At 75.4% G+C, this 24671-nt stretch carries 27 protein-coding genes; 20 read left to right on the top strand and 7 right to left on the bottom strand.

What is annotated here, in order from left to right; translation table 11 throughout:
• The first annotated feature begins 325 nt into the window (after positions 1 to 325).
• The 6 genes from ABD990_RS06950 to bsaP are packed head-to-tail and all read left to right on the top strand — an operon-like array spanning position 326 to position 6175.
• Complete coding sequence (locus tag ABD990_RS06950; protein ID WP_345379163.1) at positions 326 to 2584, top strand: SulP family inorganic anion transporter; 2259 nt, start codon at positions 326 to 328, stop codon at positions 2582 to 2584.
• Between the two features lie 37 nt (positions 2585 to 2621).
• Positions 2622 to 3011, top strand: coding sequence for a thioredoxin (gene trxA / locus ABD990_RS06945; protein WP_345379162.1), 390 nt, complete (start codon positions 2622 to 2624; stop codon positions 3009 to 3011).
• Between the two features lie 56 nt (positions 3012 to 3067).
• The gene (locus ABD990_RS06940; RefSeq protein WP_345379161.1) at positions 3068 to 4276 is read left to right on the top strand and encodes an 8-amino-7-oxononanoate synthase; all 1209 of its coding nucleotides are present in this window, start codon (positions 3068 to 3070) and stop codon (positions 4274 to 4276) included.
• A complete protein-coding gene (bioD, locus tag ABD990_RS06935) occupies positions 4273 to 4971 on the top strand; it encodes a dethiobiotin synthase (protein WP_345379160.1) in 699 nt (232 codons plus the stop codon). Before ABD990_RS06940 ends, bioD begins: the two co-directional genes overlap by 4 nt.
• Positions 4968 to 5975 (top strand): biotin synthase BioB, encoded by a 1008-nt coding sequence (gene bioB, locus ABD990_RS06930; protein ID WP_345379158.1) that lies wholly within the window; start codon positions 4968 to 4970, stop codon positions 5973 to 5975. Before bioD ends, bioB begins: the two co-directional genes overlap by 4 nt.
• Complete coding sequence (gene bsaP, locus ABD990_RS06925) at positions 5972 to 6175, top strand: biotin synthase auxiliary protein BsaP (RefSeq protein ID WP_345379156.1); 204 nt, start codon at positions 5972 to 5974, stop codon at positions 6173 to 6175. The genes bioB and bsaP overlap by 4 nt, the downstream gene beginning before the upstream one ends.
• Before the next feature lie 83 nt (positions 6176 to 6258).
• Here the strand turns inward: bsaP and ABD990_RS06920 are convergent, their stop codons facing one another.
• Positions 6259 to 7182, bottom strand: a complete 924-nt coding sequence (locus ABD990_RS06920; RefSeq protein ID WP_345379154.1) for an RNA polymerase subunit sigma-70 — start codon at positions 7180 to 7182, stop codon at positions 6259 to 6261.
• Positions 7182 to 7601 carry a VOC family protein gene (locus ABD990_RS06915; RefSeq protein ID WP_345379153.1) on the bottom strand — a complete coding sequence of 140 codons (420 nt, stop codon included), beginning with the start codon at positions 7599 to 7601 and terminating at the stop codon, positions 7182 to 7184. The genes ABD990_RS06920 and ABD990_RS06915 overlap by 1 nt, the downstream gene beginning before the upstream one ends.
• Before the next feature lie 139 nt (positions 7602 to 7740).
• On the opposite strand from ABD990_RS06915, the gene ABD990_RS06910 reads away from it, so the two are divergent.
• Positions 7741 to 8238: a type II toxin-antitoxin system PemK/MazF family toxin gene (locus ABD990_RS06910; protein ID WP_345379151.1), complete on the top strand. Its 498-nt coding sequence runs from the start codon at positions 7741 to 7743 to the stop codon at positions 8236 to 8238.
• A 16-nt stretch (positions 8239 to 8254) separates the two neighbouring features.
• Here the strand turns inward: ABD990_RS06910 and ABD990_RS06905 are convergent, their stop codons facing one another.
• Complete coding sequence (locus tag ABD990_RS06905) at positions 8255 to 8935, bottom strand: LON peptidase substrate-binding domain-containing protein (RefSeq protein WP_345379150.1); 681 nt, start codon at positions 8933 to 8935, stop codon at positions 8255 to 8257.
• Between the two features lie 4 nt (positions 8936 to 8939).
• The gene (locus tag ABD990_RS06900) at positions 8940 to 9659 is read right to left on the bottom strand and encodes an NUDIX hydrolase (protein WP_345379148.1); all 720 of its coding nucleotides are present in this window, start codon (positions 9657 to 9659) and stop codon (positions 8940 to 8942) included.
• Positions 9660 to 9831: 172 nt separating this feature from the next.
• On the opposite strand from ABD990_RS06900, the gene nadA reads away from it, so the two are divergent.
• The 4 genes from nadA to ABD990_RS06880 are packed head-to-tail and all read left to right on the top strand — an operon-like array spanning position 9832 to position 14510.
• Positions 9832 to 10833, top strand: coding sequence for a quinolinate synthase NadA (nadA, locus tag ABD990_RS06895; protein WP_345379147.1), 1002 nt, complete (start codon positions 9832 to 9834; stop codon positions 10831 to 10833).
• Positions 10830 to 12410 (top strand): L-aspartate oxidase, encoded by a 1581-nt coding sequence (locus ABD990_RS06890; protein ID WP_345379146.1) that lies wholly within the window; start codon positions 10830 to 10832, stop codon positions 12408 to 12410. Before nadA ends, ABD990_RS06890 begins: the two co-directional genes overlap by 4 nt.
• The gene (gene nadC, locus ABD990_RS06885) at positions 12407 to 13297 is read left to right on the top strand and encodes a carboxylating nicotinate-nucleotide diphosphorylase (RefSeq protein ID WP_345379144.1); all 891 of its coding nucleotides are present in this window, start codon (positions 12407 to 12409) and stop codon (positions 13295 to 13297) included. The genes ABD990_RS06890 and nadC overlap by 4 nt, the downstream gene beginning before the upstream one ends.
• A gap of 52 nt (positions 13298 to 13349) precedes the next feature.
• A complete protein-coding gene (locus ABD990_RS06880; RefSeq protein ID WP_345379143.1) occupies positions 13350 to 14510 on the top strand; it encodes a glycosyltransferase in 1161 nt (386 codons plus the stop codon).
• On the opposite strand, the gene ABD990_RS06875 is transcribed toward ABD990_RS06880, so the two are convergent.
• Positions 14507 to 14920: a hypothetical protein gene (locus tag ABD990_RS06875; RefSeq protein ID WP_345379142.1), complete on the bottom strand. Its 414-nt coding sequence runs from the start codon at positions 14918 to 14920 to the stop codon at positions 14507 to 14509. The two genes, ABD990_RS06880 and ABD990_RS06875, sit on opposite strands and share 4 nt — an antisense overlap.
• A gap of 80 nt (positions 14921 to 15000) precedes the next feature.
• Complete coding sequence (locus ABD990_RS06870; protein ID WP_345379141.1) at positions 15001 to 16164, bottom strand: winged helix DNA-binding domain-containing protein; 1164 nt, start codon at positions 16162 to 16164, stop codon at positions 15001 to 15003.
• An 88-nt stretch (positions 16165 to 16252) separates the two neighbouring features.
• Here ABD990_RS06870 and hisD point away from each other — a divergent pair, with 88 nt between their 5' ends.
• The 9 genes from hisD to hisI all read left to right on the top strand — a co-directional run bounded on the left by hisD (position 16253) and on the right by hisI (position 23345).
• A complete protein-coding gene (gene hisD / locus ABD990_RS06865; RefSeq protein ID WP_345379139.1) occupies positions 16253 to 17584 on the top strand; it encodes a histidinol dehydrogenase in 1332 nt (443 codons plus the stop codon).
• Complete coding sequence (locus ABD990_RS06860; protein WP_345379138.1) at positions 17581 to 18693, top strand: histidinol-phosphate transaminase; 1113 nt, start codon at positions 17581 to 17583, stop codon at positions 18691 to 18693. The genes hisD and ABD990_RS06860 overlap by 4 nt, the downstream gene beginning before the upstream one ends.
• Complete coding sequence (hisB, locus tag ABD990_RS06855) at positions 18690 to 19289, top strand: imidazoleglycerol-phosphate dehydratase HisB (RefSeq protein WP_345379137.1); 600 nt, start codon at positions 18690 to 18692, stop codon at positions 19287 to 19289. Before ABD990_RS06860 ends, hisB begins: the two co-directional genes overlap by 4 nt.
• A gap of 33 nt (positions 19290 to 19322) precedes the next feature.
• Complete coding sequence (locus ABD990_RS06850) at positions 19323 to 20216, top strand: LysR family transcriptional regulator (RefSeq protein ID WP_345379136.1); 894 nt, start codon at positions 19323 to 19325, stop codon at positions 20214 to 20216.
• 154 nt (positions 20217 to 20370) lie between these two features.
• On the top strand, positions 20371 to 21006 hold the full coding sequence (hisH, locus tag ABD990_RS06845) for an imidazole glycerol phosphate synthase subunit HisH (protein ID WP_345379134.1): 636 nt from the start codon (positions 20371 to 20373) through the stop codon (positions 21004 to 21006).
• A 188-nt stretch (positions 21007 to 21194) separates the two neighbouring features.
• On the top strand, positions 21195 to 21365 hold the full coding sequence (locus ABD990_RS06840; protein ID WP_345379132.1) for a hypothetical protein: 171 nt from the start codon (positions 21195 to 21197) through the stop codon (positions 21363 to 21365).
• Positions 21366 to 21481: 116 nt separating this feature from the next.
• On the top strand, positions 21482 to 22207 hold the full coding sequence (priA, locus tag ABD990_RS06835; RefSeq protein ID WP_345379131.1) for a bifunctional 1-(5-phosphoribosyl)-5-((5-phosphoribosylamino)methylideneamino)imidazole-4-carboxamide isomerase/phosphoribosylanthranilate isomerase PriA: 726 nt from the start codon (positions 21482 to 21484) through the stop codon (positions 22205 to 22207).
• Positions 22207 to 22977 (top strand): imidazole glycerol phosphate synthase subunit HisF, encoded by a 771-nt coding sequence (hisF, locus tag ABD990_RS06830; RefSeq protein ID WP_345379129.1) that lies wholly within the window; start codon positions 22207 to 22209, stop codon positions 22975 to 22977. Before priA ends, hisF begins: the two co-directional genes overlap by 1 nt.
• A complete protein-coding gene (gene hisI / locus ABD990_RS06825) occupies positions 22974 to 23345 on the top strand; it encodes a phosphoribosyl-AMP cyclohydrolase (protein ID WP_345379127.1) in 372 nt (123 codons plus the stop codon). The genes hisF and hisI overlap by 4 nt, the downstream gene beginning before the upstream one ends.
• A gap of 246 nt (positions 23346 to 23591) precedes the next feature.
• Here hisI and ABD990_RS06820 read toward each other — a convergent pair whose 3' ends face one another.
• Positions 23592 to 24485: an oxygenase MpaB family protein gene (locus ABD990_RS06820; RefSeq protein WP_345379125.1), complete on the bottom strand. Its 894-nt coding sequence runs from the start codon at positions 24483 to 24485 to the stop codon at positions 23592 to 23594.
• Between the last annotated feature and the right edge of the window lie 186 nt (positions 24486 to 24671).

Raw genomic sequence — 24671 nt, 5'->3', positions numbered from 1 at the left:
GATCATCCGATCGGGTCGGTTGTGGCGCCGACCACCATGATCCACACGATCGGGCCAGGGATTCGCGCGAGGGGCGGGTGGGGCACACCGCGCAGCGGCGCGAGATCACCCGGAAGAACGGTCCGGCGGTGATCGCCGTGCCGTCCGTCACCGCCCGGTGTGCACACGGGGTGATCGATTCAGTGAAATCGGACGTTCGGGCACGGACCGCCGGGAACCGGACGGCCTCCTCGTCCGATGTGATCAGTGGGCAGACCGCCGCACGGCCGCACAGCCGCACTCGTGCGCCCCCAGCCAGACCGACCCCTGACCGGAGGACCCCGACGTGCCGGACCACCCCTCGAGCGTCGCCCAGGCCGGGCGCGCTCCCGACCGCTCCCCGGACGCACCCGCCCCCCGCCCCGGTTCCCGCACGCTGCGCGCCGATCTCGGCGCCTCGCTCGTGGTGTTCCTGGTGGCCGTCCCGCTCTCCCTGGGCATCGCGCTCGCCTCGGGCGCGCCGATCATGGCCGGCCTCATCGCCGCCGTGGTCGGCGGCGTCGTCGCGGGCCTGCTCGGCGGCTCCCCGCTGCAGGTCAGCGGGCCCGCCGCCGGCCTGACCGTGATCGTCGCCGGGCTCGTCGACCAGTTCGGCTGGCAGGTCACCACGCTGATCACCGTCGGCGCCGGCCTGCTGCAGCTCGTCTTCGGGCTCTCCCGGCTCGCCCGGTTCACCCAGGCCATCCCGCCCGCCGTCGTCCACGGCATGCTCGCGGGCATCGGCGTGACCATTGCGCTGGCGCAGCTGCACGTCGTGCTCGGCGGCGCCGCGCAGACCGGCGCGCTGGACAACCTCCGCGAGTTCCCGGCACAGCTGGCGAACCTGCACGGCGGCGCGGTGGTCGTCGGGCTCACCGCGATCGCGGTCATGGTCGTGTGGCCGCGCCTCCCCGGTCCGCAGAAGGCGGTGCCCGGCGCGCTCGTCGCGGTCGGTGCGGCCACCGCGCTGAGCGTCGCGCTGTCCGACGTCCCGCGCGTCGACCTGCCGGGCAACCTCCTCGAGTCGATCGCCCTGCCGGTCCTGCCCGACTCCGGCCTCTGGCCCGCCGTGCTCGGCGGCATGCTGACCGTCGCGCTCGTCGCGAGCGTCGAGAGCCTGCTCTCGGCCGTGGCCGTCGACCGGATGGCGCAGGACCGCGACGGCGGCGCCCGCGCCGCCCGCACAAACGCCGACCGCGAGCTGCTGGGCCAGGGCGCCGGCAACGCCGTCTCCGGCCTGCTGGGCGGTCTCCCGATCACCGGCGTGATCGTCCGCAGCTCGGCCAACGTCCGGGCCGGGGCGCAGACCCGAGCCTCCGCCGTCCTGCACGGCGTGTGGATCGCGCTGTTCGGCGTCGTGCTGGTGTCGGTGATCGAGATGATCCCGCTGGCGGCGCTGTCCGGGCTGCTCGTGGTCGTCGGGCTGCAGTTGGTCAAGCCGGCCGACATCCGCACCGCACGGGCCCACGGCGAGCTGCTGATCTACGTCGCGACCGTGCTCGGGGTGGTGTTCCTGAACCTGCTGGAGGGCGTGGCGATCGGTCTCGTCCTCGCCGGGCTGCTGATGGTGCGCCGCGCCGCCCGGACCAGCGTGCGAGTGGAGGAGCCGACGGACGCCGCCCCGCGCCGCGTCGTCGTCGAGGGCACGTTGAGCTTCCTGTCGGTGCCGGCGTTGTCCCGGGTGCTGAACGAGGTGCCCGGCGGCGAGCCCGTGCGCGTCGACCTCGTCGTGGACTACCTCGACCACACCGCCTACGACCACCTCGAGTCCTGGACCCGGCGGCACCGCGCCACCGGCGGGTGGGTCGAGGTCAGCGAGCCCGCGGGGACCCGCACCGACCCGCAGCACGGTCGGTTCGCCACCTGGTCCCAGTGGCGGTCGGAGCACGCCGGGCACACGCAGGAGGGGCCGAGCGCGCCGATGCTGGCCGGCGTCCGGGCCTACCACCGGGAGACGGCCGAGCACGTCCGGCCGACCTTCTCCGGGCTGGCCGCCGGGCAGAGCCCGTCCGGGCTGCTGCTGGCCTGCGCCGACTCCCGGGTGCTGCCGAACATGATCACGCACAGCGGGCCCGGCGACCTGTTCACCGTGCAGAACGTCGGCAACCTCGTCTCCGGCACCGGTGCGCTGGCCGCGGTGCAGTACGCGACCTCGGTGCTGCGCGTCCCGCTCGTCGCGGTGTGCGGACACTCGGGCTGCGGCGCAATGCAGGGCCTGCTCGACGGCGTCCCCACCGACATGCCGGACGGCGCGCTGGGGGACTGGCTGCGCACCGGCCGGCCGAGCCTGGACGCGTGGCGGGCGGGGCACCCCGCGGGACGCGCGGGGGCCGAGGCCGGCTTCGAGCAGCGCGACTGCCTGGCGATGGTCAACGTCGCGGTGCAGCTGGACAGGCTGCGCGAGCTCGGCGTCGACGCCGAGCTGATGGGCCTGTTCTTCGACATCCGCACCGCCGACGTCCTGGTCTACGACGCCGACGCCCGCGCCTTCCGCCCGCACGACACGGTCGGGTCGCCCGTCGGATCGCGGCCCGGACCGGGACTGCCGGCCGCCCTCCGCGGGTAGCCGGAACATCTGCGATGCCGAGGAGGTTGAGGGACACATGGCGACGGTGGAACTGACGACCGACAACTTCAACGAGGTCGTGGCGGGTGACGGCACCGTGCTCGTCGACTTCTGGGCGTCCTGGTGCGGCCCCTGCCGGCAGTTCGCGCCGGTGTTCGACGAGGCGTCGGAGAAGCACCCCGACATCACGTTCGGCAAGGTCGACACCGAGGCCCAGACCCAGCTGGCGCAGGCCTTCGGCATCTCGTCCATCCCGACGCTGATGGCGGTGCGGGACGGCGTGGTGCTCTACGCGCAGCCCGGCGCCCTGCCGGCGTCGGCGCTGGAGGAGCTGATCGGCAAGGTCCAGGAGGTCGACATGGACCAGGTGAAGGCCGAGGTCGCCCGCCAGCAGCAGGAGCAGGAGGGCCAGGCGGGAGCCCGGTAGCGGGGTCCGTCACACCCTCGCCGGTCGGGGCCGGGGCGCCACCTAGGGTCTCCCGGGTGGCGCACCCCCTCGACTGGCTGCAGAGCGACGCCGAGCGCCGCAGGTCGGAAGGCCTGCGGCGCTCGCTGCGTCCGCGGGCCCCGCACGCGGACGCGATCGACCTGGCGGGCAACGACTACCTCGGCCTCTCCCGGGACGAGCGGGTGGTCGACGGGGCCGTCGAGGCCCTGCGCACGTGGGGCGCGGGTTCGACCGGGTCCCGGCTGGTGACCGGTTCGACCACGCTGCACGCCACCCTCGAGGAGCAGCTCGCCGCCTTCTGCGGCGCCGAGGCCGCGCTGGTGTTCTCCTCCGGCTACACGGCCAACCTCGGCGTCGTCACCGCACTGTCCGGGCGCGGCGCGCTCGTGGTGTCCGACGCGCGCAGCCACGCCTCCCTGGTCGACGCCTGCCGGCTCTCCCGCGCCCGCGTGGTCGTCACCCCGCGGGCGGACGTGGCCGCGGTCGACGCGGCGCTCGCCGCCCGCACCGAGGAGCGGGCCCTGGTCGTGACCGACGGGGTCGACAGCATCGACGGCGGGATCGCGCCGCTGCGGGAGCTGCACGCGGTGTGCCGGGCGCGCGGCGCGGTGGTCGTGGTCGACGAGGCGCACGCGCTGGGCGTGTGCGGGCCGGGCGGCCGCGGCGTGCTGGTGGAGGCGGGGCTCGCGGGGGCGGACGACGTCGTGTCCACCGTGACCCTGTCCAAGTCGTTGGGCGGGCAGGGCGGCGCCGTGCTGGGCCCGCGGGCCGTGATCGAGCACCTGGTCGACACCGCGCGGACCTTCATCTTCGACACCGGTCTCGCGCCCGCGTCAGTCGGCGGTGCGCTCGCGGCCCTGCGGGTACTGCGCGAGGAGCCGGACCGGCCCGCCGCGGTGCTGCGGGTGGCCGACGAGCTGGCGGAGATGTCCCGGGCCGCGCTCACGTCGTCGCAGGTCGGACGGGGTCGTGAGGGCGAAGTGCCGTTGGCGGGGCAGTTGCCGCTCACGGGGTCCGCGGTGGTGCCGGTGGTGCTCGGGTCGCCGGTGGTGGCGTTCGACGCAGCCGCGCGGTGCCTCGAACGCGGGGTCCGGGTGGGGTGCTTCCGGCCGCCGTCCGTGCCGGACGGGACGAGCCGGCTGCGGCTCACCGCCCGCGCCGACCTGACGACGACCGAGCTGGACCGGGTGCGCACGGTCCTCCACGAGGTGCTCGACGACGTGCTCGCGGAGGTCCCCGCATGAGCCGGGTCCTCGTGGTGAGCGGCACCGGGACGGACGTGGGCAAGACCGTGGTCACGGCCGCGGTCGCCGCGCTGGCGAGCGCGGCGGGGGAGCGCGTGGCGGTGCTCAAGCCTGCCCAGACCGGGGTGGCGCCGGGGGAGCCCGGCGACCTGGCCGCCGTCGCCGCGCTGGTGCCCGGCGTGACCACGGCCGAGCTCGGCCGGTATCCCGATCCGCTCGCGCCGGAGACCGCCGCCCGCCGCGCCGGCCTGCCGCCCGTCACACCCGAGGCGGCCGTCGACGCGGCCCGCGACCTCTCCGTCGACCACGACCTGGTGCTGGTCGAGGGCGCGGGCGGCCTCCTCGTGCGGTTCACCCCGGACGGGACCCTCGCCGACGTCGCCGCGAAGCTCGGCGCCCCCGTGGTCGTCGTCGCCGCGGCCGGGCTCGGGACGCTGAACCACACCGCCCTGACCACCGAGGCCCTGGCGCGCCGCGGGCTCGCGTGCGCCGGCGTCGTCGTCGGGGCGTGGCCGGCGGAGCCGGACCTGGCGGCGTGGTGCAACCTCGCCGACCTGCCCGCGGTCACCGGCGTGCCGCTGCTCGGGGCGCTGCCGGAGCGGAGCGGCACCCTCCCACCGGTGGAATTCGCCCGGGTCGCGCGTCACACCCTGGCCCCCGCGCTCGGTGGTGTTTGGCATAGTTCGCGCCCGTGACCACAGCGACGTCGGTGATCCTCGCCCGTGCCCGTGAGCAGGTTCTCGGGCGGGGGGAGGGGCTGTCGGAGGAGCAGGTCCTGGAGGTCCTGCGGCTCCCGGACGACGAGCTCGACGCGCTGCTGGCGCTGGCCCACGAGGTGCGGATGCGCTGGTGCGGGCCGGAGGTCGAGGTCGAGGGGATCATCTCGCTGAGGACCGGCGGGTGCCCCGAGGACTGCCACTTCAGCTCCCAGTCGGGGCTGTTCGAGTCGCCGGTGCGCTCGGCGTGGCTGGACGTGCCGATGCTGGTCGAGGCGGCCAAGCAGACGGCCAAGACCGGCGCGACCGAGTTCTGCATCGTCGCGGCGGTGCGCGGCCCGGACGCGCGGCTGATGGCGCAGGTCTCCGCGGGTGTGGCGGCGATCAAGGACGCGGTCGACATCAACGTGGCGTGCTCGCTGGGGATGCTCACCCCGGAGCAGGTCACGGCGCTGGCCGGAATGGGCGTGCACCGCTACAACCACAACCTGGAGACCGCGCGCTCGCACTTCCCGAACGTGGTCACCACGCACACGTGGGAGGAGCGCCGGGAGACCCTGCGGCTGGTGCGCGAGGCCGGCATGGAGGTCTGCTGCGGCGGCATCGTCGGGATGGGCGAGACGCTCGAGCAGCGCGCGGAGTTCGCCGCGCAGCTCGCGTCGCTGACCCCGGACGAGGTGCCGCTGAACTTCCTCAACCCGCGGCCGGGCACGCCGTTCGGGGACCTGGAGCCGATGTCCGGGCCCGACGCGCTGCGCACGGTGGCCGCCTTCCGGCTGGCGCTGCCGCGCACGGTGCTGCGGTTCGCGGGCGGCCGGGAGCTGACCCTCGGCGACCTCGGGGCGCGGCAGGGCCTGCTCGGCGGGATCAACGCCGTGATCGTCGGCAACTACCTGACGACGCTCGGGCGGCCGGCCGAGGCGGACATCGACCTGCTCGGCGAGCTGGAGATGCCGATCAAGGCCCTCAACGAGACCCTGTGAGCGCGGCCGAGACCGCGCCGCAGCGGTTCTGCGACCGCTGCGGCGCGCCCGCGGGCGAGGGTGACCACGCCCGCTGCGCCCGTGAGCGCGCGCTGGAGCCGCCCCGGTTCTGCCCCGACTGCGCCCGGCGGATGGTGGTCCAGGTCGATCCCTTCGGCTGGACCGCCCGCTGCTCCCGCCACGGCGAACGCATCGCCTGAACAGCGCCTGAGCCCCTCCCAGACGATGAGCGAACGGCGCTCCCGCTCACATCTAGTGAGCGAGAGCGCCGTTCGTGCAGGGGTCACAGGTGGTCGGGCAGGTTCAGGGCCGGGAACCAGGAGTAGCCGAAGGTCGTGATCTCGGCGATCCGGTCGCCCTCCACCCGCAGGACGTCGAGCTTGAACGGGCGGAACACCGTGTCCCCGGGGCGGCGCAGGTAGCTCGCCGCGGCCGGCATGAGGTTCACCCCGGTCGGCAGCAGTCGCCAGTCGCCCTCGCGGTCCGGGCCGAACGCCCGCTCCAGCAGCGTCGCCAGCTGCGCGTGCCCCTCGAAGCAGAAGGGCGCGGGCGGCATGGTCACCCGGATGTCCTCGGCCGCGGCGGCGAGCGCGGCCGCCGCGTCGTGCCGCTCGTGGGCGTCGACGAACCGCGCGAGCAGTTCCTTCTCCGCCGGGCTCGGCTCGTGCACGACCCAGTCGTCGCGGTGCGACGGGAGGTGGGCGCGCAGCGTCTCCCGGGCCCGCTGCAGCGCGCTGTTCGCCGCGGCCACGCTGGTCCCGATCATCTCCGCGGCCTCCTTGGCGGGCAGCCCCAGCACCTCGCGGGCCAGCAGCGCGGCCCGCTGCCGGGGCGGCAGGACCTGCAGGGCCACGAGGAACGCGAGCTCGATCGTCTCCCGCGCGACGACGAGCGCGTCCGGCTCGTCATCGGGGTCGGCGGGCTCGAGCAGGGCGTCCGGGTAGGGCGTCAACCACGAGACCTCGGTCGCCGACGCCGGGCGGCGGCCCCGGGCGCGGGCGGCGTCGAGGCAGACGGTGGTCGCGATCCGGTACAGCCAGGCCCGCAGGTGGGTGCCGTCGAAGCCCGCCCGCCCGCGCCAGGCCCGCAGGTAGGTCTCCTGGACGGCGTCCTCGGCGTCGGCGACCGACGCGAGCATGCGGTAGCAGTGCACGTGCAGCTCGCGTCGGTGCCGGGCGAAGCCCGCCTCCAGGTCGGTGCCCCCCATCAGCGCTTCGGCGTCCGGACCTCCTGGAGGGCCCAGGAGTTGCCGTCCGGGTCGGAGAAGTACACGAAGGTGCCGTAGTCCTCGTGCTGCGGGTGCACCCCGGGGGTCTGCGCGCCGTCGACGAAGTGCTGCGGCCCGCTGTTCTCGATCCCGGCCGCCTCCAGCTCCGCGTGCGCCTTCTCGATGTCGGTGACCACGAGGTGGCAGCCGTGCAGCGAGCCCGGCGCGGCCCCGCCGCCCAGCCCGGTGCCGAAGACGATCGAGCAGGCGGACCCGGGCGGGGTGACCTGCACGGCCCGGAAGTGCTCGTTCGGGTGGAAGTCGGAGTCGACGGTGAAGCCGAGCCTGCCGGCGTAGAACGCGTACGCCCGCTCCACGTCCGAGACGGGGACGATGACGACCTCGAGCCTGCAGTCCATGGTGGTTCCTCCTGTGCCGTGATCCCCGGGCCGGTGTCCCGGGGGCGATCCTCTGCGACGGTGACGTCAGTGGAACGGCCGCCGCCCCGGTTTCTCATCGGTGCACCGATGAGATCGCGGCGATGGGATGCTGTCGACCATGGACTGGGGGAACCTGCTCAAGCAGGCCGTGGACGTCGGGATGAAGCTGCTCGCCGAGGCGGACGACCGCCCGGCGCGGCCGGCGCCCGCGGGCCACGGCGGCGTCCGGAGCGCACCGACGGCGGACCGGGCCCGGCGGATCGTCTACGCCCCGGAGCTCGACGGCGCCGCGGACCCGGGCGAGATCGTGTGGACCTGGGTGCCGTTCGAGGAGGACGCGAGCCAGGGCAAGGACCGGCCGCTGCTCGTCGTCGGGCGGCAGGGCGGAGAGCTGCTCGGGCTCATGCTGTCCAGCCGGCACAGGCGCGAGGGCGACCCGGACTGGGTGGCGATCGGGTCCGGCGGCTGGGACCGCGAGGGCCGCGAGTCCTTCATCCGGCTCGACCGGGTGCTGGAGGTCGGCGAGCACGACATCCGGCGGGAGGGCGCGGTGCTCGACCCGGCGCGCTTCGACCGGGTGGCCGACGAGCTGCGGGGCCGCTTCGGCTGGCAGTGACCGGCCGTGGTCAGGATCAGTTGGGGCCGAAGGGCTCCGCATAGGTGCTCATCGGCGTGGGCACCGCGCGGAGGCGCTCCAGCAGCCCACGCTCGCGGGCGATGAGCAGCCGCACCATCCGCAGCCGCTCGACCGGGCAGGTCTGCTCCAGCAGCGCCTGCCGGTCCTCGAGCGGCAGCAGGCAGTCCGCGGCCAGCACGTGCGCGAGCTCGGCCGGCCCGACCTCGTGGGCGGGCTCGGACCAGTCGTCGTTCTTCCAGGCGGTGGCGCAGTAGGCGCGGTGCGCGGCCCGGGCGGCACCGGCGAGCATCCGGGTCAGGTCGTCCGACTCGGAGGCCTGCTTGTCGTCAGGGACGAACTCCACCGACCCGCAGAGGTAGGGTTTGGCCCGGCTGTCGAGCTCCAGCAGCCGGAACCGCCGCGCACCCGAGGTCACGACGTCGTAGCGACCGTCCGGGAGCCGCCGGACGTCGAGCAGGCGGGCGGTACAGCCGATCGTGTGCAGCGCGTCGAGGCCCTGGACGTCCGGGTCGTGCCCCTCCCGCACCGCGACGACGCCGAACTCCTTGTCCGGCACCGCGCCCGTCACGAGGTCGACGGTGAGCTGGCGGTAGCGCGGCTCGAAGATGTGCAGCGGCAGCGACGCCCCGGGCATCAGCACGGTGCCCAGGGGGAAGAGGGGGATCGTCGCGACCACGTGGTCACGGTACGGGCCGCACCGCCACGTCGCCCGCCGAATCGCGGCTGCCCGGTGGGCGGAGCACGGCCGAGGCGTCCGTGACGCGCAGGGCCCGCTCGGTGAACCGGAACACCGCGGCCGGGCGCCCGCCGGCCGGGCCGGGCGGCGCGGTCTCGCCGGTGGCCGCCAGCACGTGCCGCCGGGTCAGCACCCGCTGGAGGTTCGTCGCCGACACCGGGTGGCCGAGCGCGGCGACGTACAGCTCGCGCAGCGCGGAGATCGTGAACTCCCGGGGCGCGAGCGCGAAGCCGAGGTTGGTGTAGGAGAGCTTGGCGCGCAGGCGGTCCCGCGCGTCGTGGACGATCTCGGCGTGGTCGAAGGCCGTGGGCGGCAGGTCGGCCACCGGGAACCAGGCGGTGTCCGCCGGGACCGCCGGGTCGACGTCGGAGGGCACGAGCCCGAGGAACGCCGTGGCGACGAGCCGGATGCCGGGCACCCGCCCGGGCGCGCTGAACACGCCGAGCTGCTCGACGTGGGTGACCTCCCGCACGTCGACCTTCTCCGCGAGCTGGCGCCGCACCGACTCCTCGACGTCCTCGGTGTCGCCGAGCACCCCGCCCGGCAGCGCCCAGCGCCCGCTATCGGGCTCCTTGCCGCGCTGCCAGAGCAGCACCTGGAGGGCGTCCTCACGGACCTGCAGCACGGCCGCGAGCACCTCGTGGCCCGTGGAACGGGCGGGCATGCGCCGATCGTAGGACCCCGCGCCGGAGATCCGGGCGAACCGTCCGTTCCGGGACGCACGGGTTACGGACAGGTGAGTTCCGGGTCACGCGGACGGTGTCCCCGGGGCGGAGGCGATGCTACGATCGCCCTGTTTTCGACCAACAGGCGAAAACGTCGGAGGAGGACGAGCGATGACCGTGACGGCTGACGTGCAGGCGGGGACCGACGTCCCGTACCCCGGCTGGGCCGACGAGGTGCGCGAGCTGGCGCAGCGGCGCAACGCGGTGCTGCTGGCGCACAACTACCAGCTGCCGGCGATCCAGGACGTGGCCGACCACGTCGGCGACTCCCTGGCGCTCTCCCGGATCGCCGCCGAGGTCGACGCCGGGACGATCGTGTTCTGCGGCGTGCACTTCATGGCGGAGACCGCGAAGATCCTCTCGCCGGACAAGACCGTGCTGATCCCGGACGCGCGGGCCGGCTGCTCGCTCGCCGACTCGATCACCGTGGACGAGCTGCGCGCCTGGAAGGCCGAGCACCCCGGCGCCGTCGTGGTCAGCTACGTCAACACCACCGCCGCGGTGAAGGCGGAGACCGACATCTGCTGCACCTCGTCGAACGCGGTCGAGGTCGTCGCGTCCATCGCCGAGGACCGCGAGGTGCTGTTCCTGCCCGACCAGTTCCTCGGCGCGCACGTCCGGCGCACCCTGAACCGGGCGAACATGCACGTCTGGGCGGGGGAGTGCCACGTCCACGCCGGCATCAACGGCGCCGAGCTGACGGCGCAGGCCGAGGCGCACCCCGACGCCGAGCTCTTCGTGCACCCGGAGTGCGGCTGCGCCACCTCGGCGCTCTACCTTGCCGGGTCGGGCACGGTGCCCGCGGACCGGGTCAAGATCCTCTCGACCGGCGGGATGGTCGACGCGGCCCGCGCGTCGCACGCGAAGTCGGTGCTCGTGGCGACCGAGGTCGGCATGCTCCACCAGCTCCGCCGGGCCGCGCCGGAGATCGACTTCCGCGCGGTGAACGAGCGCGCGAGCTGCACCTACATGAAGATGATCACCCCGATGGCCCTGCTGCGCAGCGTCCGCGAGGGGACGGACGAGGTGCACGTCGACCCCGACCTCGCCGCCCGCGGGCGCGCCGCCGTCGAGCGGATGATCGCCGTCGGCCGGCCCGGCGGTGGCGAGTGACGGGCTGGGAGGCCGGGGCCGACCTGGTCGTCGTCGGCAGCGGGGTGGCGGGGCTGACCGCCGCGCTCGACGCCGCCGCGGCCGGGCTGCGCGTGGTCGTGGTGACCAAGGACGCGACCGATGCCGGCAGCACCCGCTGGGCGCAGGGCGGCGTCGCCGTCGTGCTCGGCGACGTGCCGGGCGACACGGTCGAGGCGCACGCGGCGGACACGCTCGCCGCGGGCGGCGGCCTGAACGACGCCGACGCCGTCGCCGCGATCGTCGCGGACGGGCCGGGGGCGGTCCGGCGGCTCCGCGAGCGCGGCGCGACGTTCGACGCGCGCGGCCCGCGGCTCGACCGGACCCGCGAGGGCGGGCACTCCGCCTTCCGCGTGGTGCACGCGGGCGGCGACGCCACCGGCGCGGAGATCGAGCGCGCCCTCGTCGAGGCCGCCCGGTCGCTCACGATCCTCACCGGGCACGTCGCCGTCGACGCGCTGAAGGACCCCTCCGGCCGGGTGGCCGGGCTCGCCGTGCTCGACGACGCCGGCCGCCCGGGTGTGCTGCGCGCCCCGGCCGTGCTCCTGGCCACCGGCGGCTACGGGCAGCTCTACGCCAGCACCACCAACCCCGGCACCGCGACCGGCGACGGCGTGGCGCTGGCCCTGCGGGCCGGGGCCGCGGCCGCCGACCTGGAGTTCGTGCAGTTCCACCCGACCGTGCTCTACACCGGGCCCGCGGTCGGCCGCCGTCCCCTGGTCACCGAGGCGGTCCGCGGCGAGGGCGCGGTCCTCCGCGACCGGGCCGGCACCCGGTTCATGGTCGGCCGGCACCCGCTCGCCGACCTCGCCCCGCGGGACGTCGTGGCCGCCGCGATCACCCGGCGGATGGCCGAGACCGGGGCGGACTGCATGTACCTCGACGCCACGGAGCTGGAGGGTTTCGCCGGCCGCTTCCCCACGGTGTACGCGTCGTGCCGCGAGGCCGGGATCGACCCGACCCGTGAGCCGATCCCGGTCACCCCGGCCGCGCACTACGTGTGCGGCGGCGTGGTCGCGGACATCGACGGCCGCACCGCGGTCCCGGGCCTGTACGCCGCCGGCGAGGTGGCCCGCACCGGCCTGCACGGGGCCAACCGGCTGGCGTCGAACTCCCTGCTCGAGGGGCTCGTCGTCGGCGAGCGTGCCGTCCGGGCGGTCAGGGAGGACCTGGCGCACCCGCGGACCGCGTCCTCCGAGCTCGTCGCGCCGGCGCCCGCCGTGGGCGTCGCCGACCGGGGCGTCGTGCAGCGGGCGATGAGCGCCTACGCCGCGATCGGGCGGGACGCGACCGGCCTGGCCACCGCGTCGGACGTCGTCGAGCAGGCGACCCTGCTGGCCACCCCCCTCGACCGCAGGGGCGTGGAGGACGCGGCGCTGACCCTGCTCGCGCAGGCCGTGCTCGCGGCCGCCGGCACCCGCCGGGAGAGCCGCGGCTGCCACGTCCGTACCGACTTCCCCGACCGCGACGACCGCTGGCAGAAGGAGTCCCTGCTCGTGACCCTCGACGACGCCGGCCGCCCGGTCGTCGGCACGGACGCCCTGGCGGGTGCGGCATGAGCACCGTGGGCACGGGGGTCGCCGCGGGCGTCGGCGGCGCCACCGAGATCGGCGTGCCCGACCCCGAGGACCTGGCCCGGGTCGTGCGGACCGCGCTCGACGAGGACCTGCGCTACGGGCCCGACGCCACGACGGCCGCGACCGTCCCGGCCGACGCCGTCGCGGTCGGGTCGTTCACGCCGCGCACGGCGGGGGTGCTGTCCGGCGTCCCGGTCGCGAAGGCCGTGCTGGACCTGGTCGTGCCGGAGTGGGAGCTGCTCGCCGAGCTGCCCGACGGGTCCCGGCTGACGCCGGGCGAGCCCGCCCTCGTCGTCCGGGCGCCGGTCCGGGCGCTGCTGACCGCCGAGCGCACCGCCCTCAACCTGCTCTGCCACCTGTCCGGGGTGGCGACGGCGACGGCGCAGTGGGTCGACGCCGTCGCGGGCACCCGGGCGCGGATCCGGGACACCCGCAAGACGCTGCCGGGCCTGCGGCTGCTGGAGAAGTACGCCGTGCGCTGCGGCGGCGGGGTCAACCACCGGCTCGGCCTCGGCGACGCGGTCCTGATCAAGGACAACCACGTCGCCGCGGCCGGCTCGGTGTCCGCGGCGCTGCGGGCCGCGCGCGAGCGGGCGCCGGAGCTGCCCTGCGAGGTCGAGGTGGACTCGCTCGCGCAGCTCGACGAGGTGCTGGAGCTGGGCGCGGAACTGGTGCTGCTGGACAACTTCACGCCCGAGCAGACCGCCGAGGCCGTGCGCCGTCGCGGTTCCCGCCCCACCCTGCTCGAGTCCAGCGGCGGGCTGGTCCTCGCGAACGCCCGGGAGTACGCCGAGACCGGGGTCGACTTCATCTCGGTCGGCGCCCTGACCCACTCGGTGACCGCGCTGGATCTCGGGCTCGACCTGTAGGCCCGTATCGCGCGGCGGCCCGGCACGCTCCTCCCGTACGGAGGTGGTCGCCGTGCGGATCCTCGTCGCCTCGTGGCCGGGCTTCGGCCACCTGCTGCCGATGGTGCCCCTGATCCGGGCCGCGCAGCGCGCCGGGGCGGAGGTCGTGGTGTCGACGGGTGCCGATCTCGCGCCGACGGCCGCGCGGCTCGGCGTCCGCGTGCACCGCTCGGGGGCCACGCTGGCCGAGTCGTTCGCGCGGCTCGACGGGGTGACGTTCGGCGAGCTGGCCCCGGACGAGCGGCCCCTCGTCGCTGCGCGGCACTTCTTCGGCGCGGGCGCGGTCGACCGTGCCCGGGACGTCGCGGTTCTGTTGGAGGGGTGGCGGCCCGACCTGGTCGTGCACGACACGCTGGAGCTGGGGTCGGCGGTCGCCGCGGTGGCGCACGGCGTCCCGCACGTCACCCACGGGTACGGGCCGACGGTGCCCGACAGCGGGCGCTTCGGCCAGGTGATCGGGGAGACGATCGGCGCGGCGGGGCTGCCCGACCCGATCGCCGCCGTCTTCGCCGCGCCGTACCTCGACCCCTGCCCGCCGGGCCTGCGCGGACCGGAACCGAACCCGTGGACCGACCTGCGACCGGTACGGCCCAGCCCCGGCGAGTCCGGGGACGCCGACCCGGATCTCGACGCCGCGCTCGCCGCCCTGCCCCACGAGGACACCGTCTACGTGACGCTCGGGACCGTCACCAACCGGGCACCGGACGTGTTCCGCGCGGTGCTGGAGGGGTGCCGGCGGCGGGCGGTCAACGTCGTCCTGACGACCGGGCCGGACGTCGACCCCGCCGATCTCGGGCCGCAGCCGCCCGGGGTCCTCGCCGCGCGCTACCTGCCGCAGGCCCTCGTCCTGCCGCGGTGCCGGGCGGTGGTGTCGCACGCCGGCGCCGGGACCATGATCGGCGCGGTGTGCCACGGCCTGCCGCAGCTGTGCCTGCCCCAGGGGACCGACCAGCCGTCGAACACCGCGGCCCTGCTGCCGACCGGCGCCGGCCTGGCCCTGGAGCCCGGGGAGGTCACCGCCGACGCGGTGGCCGCGGCGCTGGGACGCCTGCTCGGCGAGCCCTCCTTCCGGCGTGCCGCGGAGCGGCTCGCGGCCGAGGTCGCCGCCATGCCCGTCGCGGACGAGGTCCTCGCCGCGGTGGTGCAGGAGGTCGCCGGCGCGGTGGCCCCCTAGTAGGGGGCCAGCTCGAGGACCGGCCGGCCGGACCCGGCGGCGTCCCGGGCGAAGGCGGCGAGGTCGGAGAGGATCTCGCCGAGCGCCTCGGGCTCGTCGTGCGCGATGGCCTCCGACCACGCGGCCATCACCGGTGGCGCGGTGCGCGGGGTCATCTCGGCGAGGGCGGCCAACGCGGCCTCGGGCACCCGGGTCACGACCATGCCCGCGTCGACCTCGACGGCCAGCAGGCCGGCCGGGCTGCGCGGGTCGGCGGGCTCCGCGTCGGTCAGGGCGGCGTAGAGCGCGGCCAGTTCGGTGCGGCGCAGCGGGACCGACAGGTGCGGCCAGTCGTCGAAGGAGTGCTCGCCGGACGCCACGGAGGCCACCGCGTCGGCCTCCTCCTCGCCCGCCAGGAACCAGTCGCACACCTCGCGGAATCTAGTGCGGTGCCCGCGGGCCTCCGGCCGGGCCCTCGTGGACCACGGATCGTCCCGTCGGCGGCCCCTAGCTAACCCAGCAGTTCGGCCGTCACGGGGGCCGGGAAGCGGACGGTGAACCGGACCTCGCCGAGCAGGGCCTCCAGGGCGTGCGCGGCGGCGTCGACCTGCTCGCGGGCCTCGGCCCCGACGTCCGTGAGCAGCGTCAGCGCGATCGTCCCGTCCCTGCGCTGCACCCAGCCGCCCACGATCGCGCCGTCCACCCAGACCGTCGGGCCGCCGTTGCCGTTGCGGTCGAACAGCTGCGGGACGAGCGCCGGGTCCAGGTAGTGGTCGCGCTGCTTCCAGCCCATGGTGGTGGGGTCGAGGCCGGGGAGGAGGGCGACGGACGGCGCCGGGTCGATGTCGGTGTCGTCGGGAAGGTCGTCGGGCAGCACGTACCCGGCGTCGGTCTCGACCGCGCCGACGTCCGCGAGCGCGGCCTTCGTGGTCGCGACCGTCCACCCCGCCCACCACTTGAGGTCGTCCCGCGTCGCCGGACCGAAGGCGTGCAGGTAGGCGCGGGCGAGCCCGGCCGCGGCCGCGCGCTTCGGCAGCGGCTCGCCGAGCCCGCCGGGCACCCAGGCGTCGGCCGCGGCCCAGCGGTACTGGCCGTTGATCCAGGTGCCGGTGGGGCGGGCGCGCAGCACCTCGCCGTCGAACCCCATGACCAGCAGGACCCGGGAGTGCAACGACTGGCTGGTCGCCTCGATCGGCACCGCGGTGGTCAGCTCCGGCAGCCGCAGGCCGATCTCGCGGGCGGGCAGCGGGCCCTCGGCCAGCAGGAGCTCCCGGATCCGGGCCCGGGCGTCGGCCACGGTGGCGTCCGGGTCGGCGTAGCCCCCCGCCGTCAGCTGCTTGTGCAGGTTGCGGCGCTGCACCGCGGCGACGTCGACGGTGGCGGCATGGTGTGCCAGCCGGGCGTGCTCGGGCCCGAAGACCCACAGCGTGCGGCGCATCGCGTGGTGCCGGAGCAGGGTGCGGTCCTCGTAGAGCGCGCGTTCCACGGCGGCGAGGTCGGGGTCGGCCATCCGCACGGCGGCCGAGAGGTAGACGGTCACGGGGTCGCTGGAGTGCAGCCCGACCAGGTCGTCGACGATGCGCGGGACGTCGTCCGTGCGGGTCGCGGGGGTCAGCCGGTGCCTGGCGACGAGCCGCGCCCGCCGCTGGGCCACGGAGATCGAGGGGAGCGCCACGAGGCAAGTCTGCTCGTGCGCGGTCGCCGGTGCCGCAGCACCAGTCACCGCGCACGGACGGCGCAGCCGCACGACGTACCCTGGACGCATGGTCCGCCCACTCCTGCGCCGCCTCGACCTGCGCTCCGACCCGCTGCCGCGACCCGCCGTGCTGCGGGGGATGCTGCCGCGCGCGGAGATCGACGTCGACGCCGCCCTCGAGGCGGTCCGGCCGATCGTCGAGTCGGTGCGGGAGCGGGGCGTCGAGGCCGTGCTGGAGGTCACCGAGCGGTTCGACAAGGTCCGTCCGGCGTCCGTCCGCGTCCCGGTCGCCGAGCTGGAGAAGGCCCTCGCCGAGCTCGACCCCGCCGTGCGCGAGGCCCTCGAGACCTCGATCGCGCGCGCCCGGACGGTGCACGAGGAGCAGCGCCGGCCGGACGTCGTCACGCGGGTCGTGGCGGGCGGCACGGTGACCGAGCGGTTCGTCCCGGTCCGCCGGGTCGGGCTGTACGCGCCGGGCGGGCTGGCGGTCTACCCGTCGTCGGTGATCATGAACGTGGTCCCCGCGCAGGCCGCGGGCGTGGAGTCGCTGGTGGTGGCCTCGCCCCCGCAGGCGGAGCACGGTGGCCTCCCGCATCCCACGATCCTGGCCGCGGCCGCACTGCTCGGCGTCGACGAGGTGTGGGCCGTCGGCGGTGCGCAGTGCGTCGCGCTGCTGGCCTACGGCGGCACCGACACGGACGGCGCGGACCTCGAACCGGTCGACATGGTCACCGGCCCGGGCAACGTCTACCTGACCGCGGCGAAGCGGATGCTCCGCGGCCTGGTCGGGATCGACGCCGAGGCCGGCACCACCGAGATCGCCGTCCTGGCCGACGGCGGGGCCGACCCCGTGCACGTCGCCGCGGACCTGATCTCGCAGGCCGAGCACGATCCGAACGCCGCGTCCGTGCTGGTCACCGACTCGGACTCGCTCGCCGACGCGGTGGACGCCGAGCTGGAGAAGCAGGTCGCCGCCACCAAGCACACCGAGCGCATCCGCACCGCGCTGTCCGGCCCGCAGTCCGGCACGATCCTGGTGCGGGACGTCGCGGACGGCGTCGCGGTCGTCGACGCCTACGCCGCCGAGCACCTCGAGATCCAGACCGCCGACGCCCGCGCCGTGGGCGCACGGGTGCGCAACGCGGGCGCGATCTTCATCGGTCCGTACGCGCCGGTCTCGCTCGGCGACTACTGCGCCGGCTCCAACCACGTGCTGCCCACCGGTGGCTGCGCGCGGCACTCCGGCGGGCTCTCCACCAGCACGTTCCTGCGCGGCGTGCACGTGGTCGAGTACACCGAGGAGGCGCTGCGCGAGGTGGCGGACCGGGTGGTCACCCTGGCCGCCGCCGAGGACCTGCCCGCGCACGGCCAGGCCGTCACCGCGAGGTTCAGCCGGTGACCGCCCCCGGGTCGGAGGTCCGGCTGGAGGACCTGCCGCTGCGGGAGTCGTTGCGCGGCAAGTCGCCCTACGGCGCCCCGCAGCTCGACGTGCCGGTGCGGCTCAACACGAACGAGAACCCGTACCCGCCGCCACCCGAGCTGGTCGCGGACGTCACGGCCGCCTGCGAGGAGGCGGCGCGGAACCTGCACCGCTACCCGGACCGGGACGCGGTCGCGCTGCGCGAGGACCTCGCGGCGTACCTGACCCTGCAGACGGGCGTGCGGCTCGCCGTCCCGGACGTCTGGGCGGCCAACGGCTCCAACGAGATCCTCCAGCAGGTGCTGCAGGCCTTCGGCGGGCCCGGCCGGACCGCGCTCGGCTTCGTGCCGAGCTACTCGATGCACCCGATCATCAGCTCGGGCACCCAGACCGAGTGGGTCGAGATCCCGCGGACCGCGGACTTCTCGGTCGACGTCGACGCCGCCCAGCTCCTGCTCAAGGAGAAGGCCCCGGACGTCACGTTCCTGACCAGCCCCAACAACCCCACCGGACAGTCGCTCGACCCCGAGGACCTGGCGCTGCTCATCGACGCCGCGCCGGGGATCGTCGTGGTCGACGAGGCCTACGCGGAGTTCTCGTCCCACCCGAGCGCGACCACGCTGCTGGCCACGCACGGGCACAAGCTGATCGTGTCGCGGACGATGAGCAAGGCGTTCGCGTTCGCCGGCGGGCGGCTGGGCTACCTCGCCGCCGCGCCGGCCGTCGTCGACGCGCTGCAGCTCGTCCGGCTGCCGTACCACCTGTCGGTGCTCACCCAGGCCGCCGCGCGGGCCGCGCTGCGGCACGCCGACGCCACCCTGGGCTCGGTCGCGCTGCTGGCCGCGGAGCGGGACCGGGTCGTGCCGGAGCTGCAGGCCCTGGGCTACCACTGCGTCCCGAGCGACGCCAACTTCGTGCTGTTCGGCCGGTTCGCCGACGCGCCGCGGGCGTGGCGGGCGTTCCTCGACCGCGGCGTGCTGATCCGGGACGTCGGGATCCCGGAGCGGCTGCGGGTCACGATCGGCACCCCCGAGGAGAACGACGCGTTCCTGGCCGCGGCCGCGGACGTGGTGGAGGAGATCGCATGAGCCGGATCGGCCGCGTCGAGCGGGTCACCAAGGAGTCGAAGGTCCTCGTCGAGATCGACCTCGACGGCACCGGACGGACGAATGTCTCCACCGGCGTCCCGTTCTTCGACCACATGCTGGACGCGCTGGGCAAGCACGGGGCGTTCGACCTCACCGTGCAGGCGGAGGGCGACGTCCACCTGGACGCGCACCACACCGTCGAGGACACCGCGATCGTGCTCGGCCAGGCGCTGCGGCAGGCGCTGGGGGACAAGAAGGGCATCCGCCGCTTCGGCGACGCCTGGATCCCGATGGACGAGGCGCTCGCGCACGCCGTCGTCGACGTCTCGGGGCGGCCGTACACGGTGCACTCCGGCGAGCCCGAGGTCATGCAGGGCTTCGTGGTCGGCGGGCACTACCCGACGGTGCTCAACCGGCACGTGTTCGAGTCGCTGGCCTTCCACGGCCACCTCGCCCTGCACGTCCGGGTGCTCGACGGCCGGGACCCGCACCACATCACCGAGGCCGAGTTCAAGGCGATCGCCCGCGCCCTGCGCGCCGCCACGGAGCCGGACGAGCGGATCACCGGGATCGCCTCGACCAAGGGCACGCTCTAGGAACCTGCGGCCGGAACGGCCAGGATGGGGGAAATGGACGCCCGACACCTCCGCTACTTCCTGGCCGTGGTCGACCACGGTGGGTTCCACCGGGCGGCCGAGGCCCTCTCGGTGGGGCAGCCCACGCTGACCCAGGCCGTCGCGGCGCTCGAGCGGGAGCTGCACACCACGCTGTTCCACCACGTCGGGGCGGACGTCGTGCTCACCGAGGCCGGCCGCGCGCTCGTCGGACCCGCTCGCGAGGTCGGGCACGGGCTGGAGCTGTGCCGGGCGTCGGTCGAGGCCGTCGAGGGGTTGCGGGCCGGTCGGGTCGAGATCGTCGCGACGCCGTCGCAGGCGGTGTCGCCGCTGGCGGGCACGATCGCCCGGTTCTGCGCCGCGCATCCGGAGGTGCGGGTGGTGGTGCGGGCGGCGTTCACCGCGGACGAGGTCGTCGCGGCCGTGTGCTCCGGCGCCACCGAGCTCGGTCTGCTGGCCAGTGCACGCCCGGTCCACGCCACCGGGCTCGACCTGCACCCCGTCGCACGGCAGCGGCTCGTGCTCCTGACGCCCCCGGAGTCCACGCTCGAGGGGCCGGTGCGGGCCGCGCAGCTCGCGGGGCACCGGCTGATCGCCGGACCGCCCGGCACCGCGATGCGGACGGTCGTCGACGGCCTCGCGCGCGAGGGCGCCGCGGTCGCGGCCGAGTGCGAGCACCGGGAGGCGATCCTGCCGCTGGTACTGGGCGGGGTCGGGCTGGCGGTGCTGCCCGACTCGTGGCGGGAGCTGGCCGAGCGGGCCGGCGCCCGCGTCGTCGAGCTGGAACCGCCCGCGCACCTGGACATCGCCTACGTCAGCCGCACCGGCGCCGTCACCGCGGCCGCCCGCGCGTTCCTCGACCAGGCGACCCTGGGGACGCGCCGGGTCGCCCCCGTCGACGCCTGCTGAGCCGCCTGCTCAGCCCCCTGCCCGAACCGCCCGCCCGAACCGCCCGCCCGAACCCGCCTGCCCGAACCGCCTGCTGACCGGCCTGCTGACCGGCCTGCTGACCGGCCTGCTGACCCGGCCGGGGTCCGGGGCGGCGGTCCGTACACTGGACGGCGTGTCGCGGATCGTCGTGCTGGACTACGGATCGGGGAACCTGCGGTCGGCCGAGCGCGCGCTGCGGCGGGTGGGGGCGGACGTCACCGTCACCTCCGACTTCGACGCGGCCTGCGAGGCCGACGGGCTGGTCGTCCCCGGCGTCGGTGCCTTCGCGCACTGCATGGAGGGGCTCCACGCGGTGCGGGGCCCGCAGATCATCGGCCGCCGGCTGGCCGGCGGGCGCCCGGTGCTCGGCATCTGCGTGGGCATGCAGGTGATGTTCGACCGCGGCGTGGAGTTCGGCGTGGAGGCGGACGGCTGCGGGCAGTGGCCGGGCACGGTCGAGCGGCTCAAGGCGGACGTCCTGCCGCACATGGGCTGGAACACCGTGCGCGCGCCCGCCGGGTCGACGCTGTTCAACGGCCTCGACGCGGACACCCGCTTCTACTTCGTGCACTCCTTCGCCGCCCGCCGCTGGGAGCTGGAGGAGTCGCACGCGATCCGGCCGCCGCTGGTGACCTGGGCGCACCACGGCGAGGACTTCGTCGCCGCCGTCGAGAACGGGCCGCTGGCCGCCACCCAGTTCCACCCGGAGAAGTCCGGCGACGCCGGCGCCCAGGTGCTCGCGAACTGGCTGCGCGACGTGGTCGGCTGAGCACGGCCACCCCGCGCCGGCGGACGGCGGGCCGCACGAGCCCGCCCGCCGCGCGCACCCGCCGCACCACGACCGGTCGGAGCACGACCCGCCGCACGACGACCCGCCGCACGACCCGCCGGACCACCCGGCGCCGCACCTCGACCGCGAGCTCGCTGGGCACGGTCGCCGGCGCGGCGCTGGCCGGCGTGATCGCCACCGCGCTCGGCGGGCTGCCCTGGTGGGGCTGGGTGCTGCTCGTCGGCGTCGGGCTGGTGGTGGGGCTGGGGTACGCCGCCGTCCGCGGCCGCCGGTCCCTCGCCTCCGAGCCGGCCGCCGACCCGCAGCCGGACACCCCGGACGGCGCCGACCCCGCATGATCACCGGGCCTGGACCGGGAAGGTCGTCCTTCGACTCCCGGCGTCCCCGATCGGCGATCATGGGCGGTGCACGGCGCGGCGCCGGGTGCGCGGAGCTCGGTAGGTAGGCTCGACGGGTGCGTTTCACCCTTCTTCCCGCTGTGGACGTCGCCGACGGGCAGGCCGTGCGCCTGGTCCAGGGCGAGGCCGGCACCGAGACCTCCTACGGCGCCCCGCGCGAGGCCGCGCTGAAGTGGCAGGAGGACGGCGCCGAGTGGATCCATCTCGTCGACCTCGACGCCGCGTTCGGCAAGGGCTCCAACGCCGAGCTGCTCGCCGCCGTCGTCGGGGAGCTGGACGTCAAGGTGGAGCTGTCCGGCGGGATCCGGGACGACGAGTCGCTGGCCCGCGCCCTGTCCACCGGCTGCGCCCGGGTCAATCTGGGCACCGCCGCGCTGGAGAACCCCGAGTGGTGCGCCAAGGTCTGTGCCGAGCACGGCGAGAAGATCGCCGTCGGGCTGGACGTGAAGATCAAGGACGGGCAGCACCGGCTCGCCGCCCGCGGCTGGACCCAGGACGGCGGCGACCTGTGGGAGACCCTGGCGCGCATGGACCGCGACGGGGTGTCGCGGTACATCGTCACGGACGTCTCGAAGGACGGGACGCTGCAGGGGCCGAACGTCGAGCTGCTCAAGCAGGTCGCCGCGAAGACCCCGGCGCCGGTGATCGCCTCCGGCGGCATCTCCGAGATCAAGGACCTGGTGGCGCTGGCGGAGACCGGTGTGATCGAGGGCTCGATCGTCGGCAAGGCCCTGTACGCCGGGCGGTTCACGCTGCCCGAGGCGCTCGCGGCGGTCCGCTAGTGGGCGTCGCGGTCCGCGTCATCCCCTGCCTGGACGTCGACGCCGGGCGGGTGGTCAAGGGCGTCAACTTCAAGGAGCTGCGGGACGCCGGCGACCCGGTCGAGATGGCCGCGGTCTACGACGCCGAGGGCGCGGACGAGCTCACCTTCCTGGACGTCACGGCGTCGTCGGCGGAGCGCGCGACGATGGTCGACGTCGTCCGCCGCACCGCCGAGCAGGTCTTCATCCCGCTGACCGTCGGCGGCGGCATCCGCACCCCGGACGACGTCGACCGCATGCTGCGGGCGGGCGCGGACAAGGTGAGCGTCAACACCGCGGCGATCGCGCGGCCCGAGCTGCTGGGCGAGATGGCGCGGCGCTTCGGCTCGCAGTGCATCGTGCTGTCCGTCGACGCGCGCCGGGTCGTCGACGGCCCGCCCACGCCGTCGACCTTCGAGGTCACCACGCACGGCGGCCGCACGGGCACCGGGATCGACGCCGTCGAGTGGGCCGCCCGCGGCCAGGAGCTCGGCGTCGGGGAGATCCTGCTCAACTCGATGGACGCCGACGGCACGCGCGCGGGCTTCGACCTCGAGCTGATCGAGAAGGTGCGCCGCGTGGTCGACGTGCCGGTGATCGCCTCGGGCGGCGCGGGCGCGCTGGAGCACTTCCCGCCGGCGATCCGCGCGGGCGCCGACGCGGTGCTCGCCGCCAGCGTCTTCCACTTCGGGCAGCTGCGGATCGGCGAGGTCAAGGACGTGCTGCGCGCCGAGCACGTGGAGATCCGGTGAGCGGGCCGTCCGCGGGGACCCGGGTCCTCGAGTCGGGGCTCGACCCGGCGATCGCGAAGCGGCTCAAGCGCGACGCCGACGGGCTGGTGTGCGCGGTCGTGCAGCAGCGGGGCACCCACGAGGTGCTCATGGTCGCGTGGATGGACGACGAGGCGCTGCACCGCACCCTCACCACCCGTCGGGGCACGTACTGGTCGCGCTCGCGCCAGGACTACTGGGTGAAGGGCGAGACATCCGGGCACGTCCAGCACGTGCACGAGGTCCGGCTGGACTGCGACGGCGACACCCTGCTCGTCGTCGTCGACCAGGAGGGCGCGGCCTGCCACACCGGCGACCACACCTGCTTCGACTCCGACCGCCTGCTCTGACACCTGCCGCACGAGCAACGGCACTCTCGCTCACACCTACTGAGCGAACGGCGCTCTCGCTCACTCCTACTGAGCGAACGGCGCTCTCGCTCACACCCACTGAACGAACGGCGCTCTCGCTCACACCGCCGGGCGGGAGTGCCACTCGTGCACCCGGGGCGCGAGTGCTGCTCGTGCACCCGGAGCGCGAGATGAGCGAACGGCGCTCTCGTTCACTAGGTGTGAGCGACAGTGCCGTTCGTGCCGTCAGCCGGACATCACCCAGCGGATGCCCCGGGTGACGCCCTCCCCGGCGAGCCGGACCACGGTGGCCTCCGCGACGGGCAGGTAGGGCAGGCGCAGCGGACCGCGCGCCCAGCGGGGCAGCAGCCCGATGGCCGCGGCCGCCAGCAGCGCGTACGGCGCCCGGGCAGGCAGCGCGAGCGGCGGGCTGAGCAGCAGGAACCGCGCCGTCGACCGGGCCTCCGGGGTGCCGCGCAACTCGGGGCGGAAGGCCCGGATCCGCGCGGCCAGCTCCGCCTCGGTCTCCGGCGGGTCGACGACGCCGAGCTCGCGCGCCACCCGGGCGGTGTCGGCGACGTAGCCGTCCCGGCCCTCCTGGTCCAGCGGCTGCGACCCGTACCGCTGGTGCGCGCGCAGGAAGCTGTCGATCTCGGCGATGTGCACCCACTCCAGCAGGTGCGGGTCGCGGGCGGAGTAGGGCCGGCCGTCCGGGGCCACCCCGCGCACCCGGGAGTGCACGGCCTTGATCCGCTCGATCGTGGCGCGGGCCTCGGCGTCCGGACCGAAGGTCGTCGCCGCGAGGAAGTAGCTGGTCCGGGCCAGGCGCCCCCACGGGTCGCCGCGGTAGCCCGAGTGCCCCGCGACGCCGGCCATCGCCAAGGGGTGCAACGACTGCAGCAGCAGGGCGCGCAGGCCGCCGACGAACATCGACGCGTCGCCGTGCACACGGCGGATCGGGCGGTCCTCGGCGAACCAGCGGGGGCCGGGGGTGGCGTGGATGCGCTCGCGCCGGTCCGGTCCCTCGTCGCCCGCGACCTTCTGGAAGACGTCCGCGCCGAGCCGCGCCCGCAGGCCCGCGACCCGCTCCGCGAGGGCGCCGGACACGTCCCTCAGCCCCGGAACCTGCAGATCCACCACGAGATCCATGATGCGGCCCCGCCGCGGAGCCGGCCACCCGATCTCCGCCGCCCGATTCCTGCCACCCGATCTCCGCCGCCCCCTGTCACGACCTGCGTCACGCACCGCCACCGCGACCATCACGCCGGCGGCCAGGACGAACCCGGGCGGGCAGGCCCCGCCGCGGACCAGCGCGACGCCCCGGCC

It is taken from the genome of Pseudonocardia yuanmonensis (genome assembly GCF_039542425.1).
Lineage (GTDB): Bacteria > Actinomycetota > Actinomycetes > Mycobacteriales > Pseudonocardiaceae > Pseudonocardia > Pseudonocardia yuanmonensis.
This window is presented reverse-complemented; position numbering and strand designations above follow the sequence as displayed.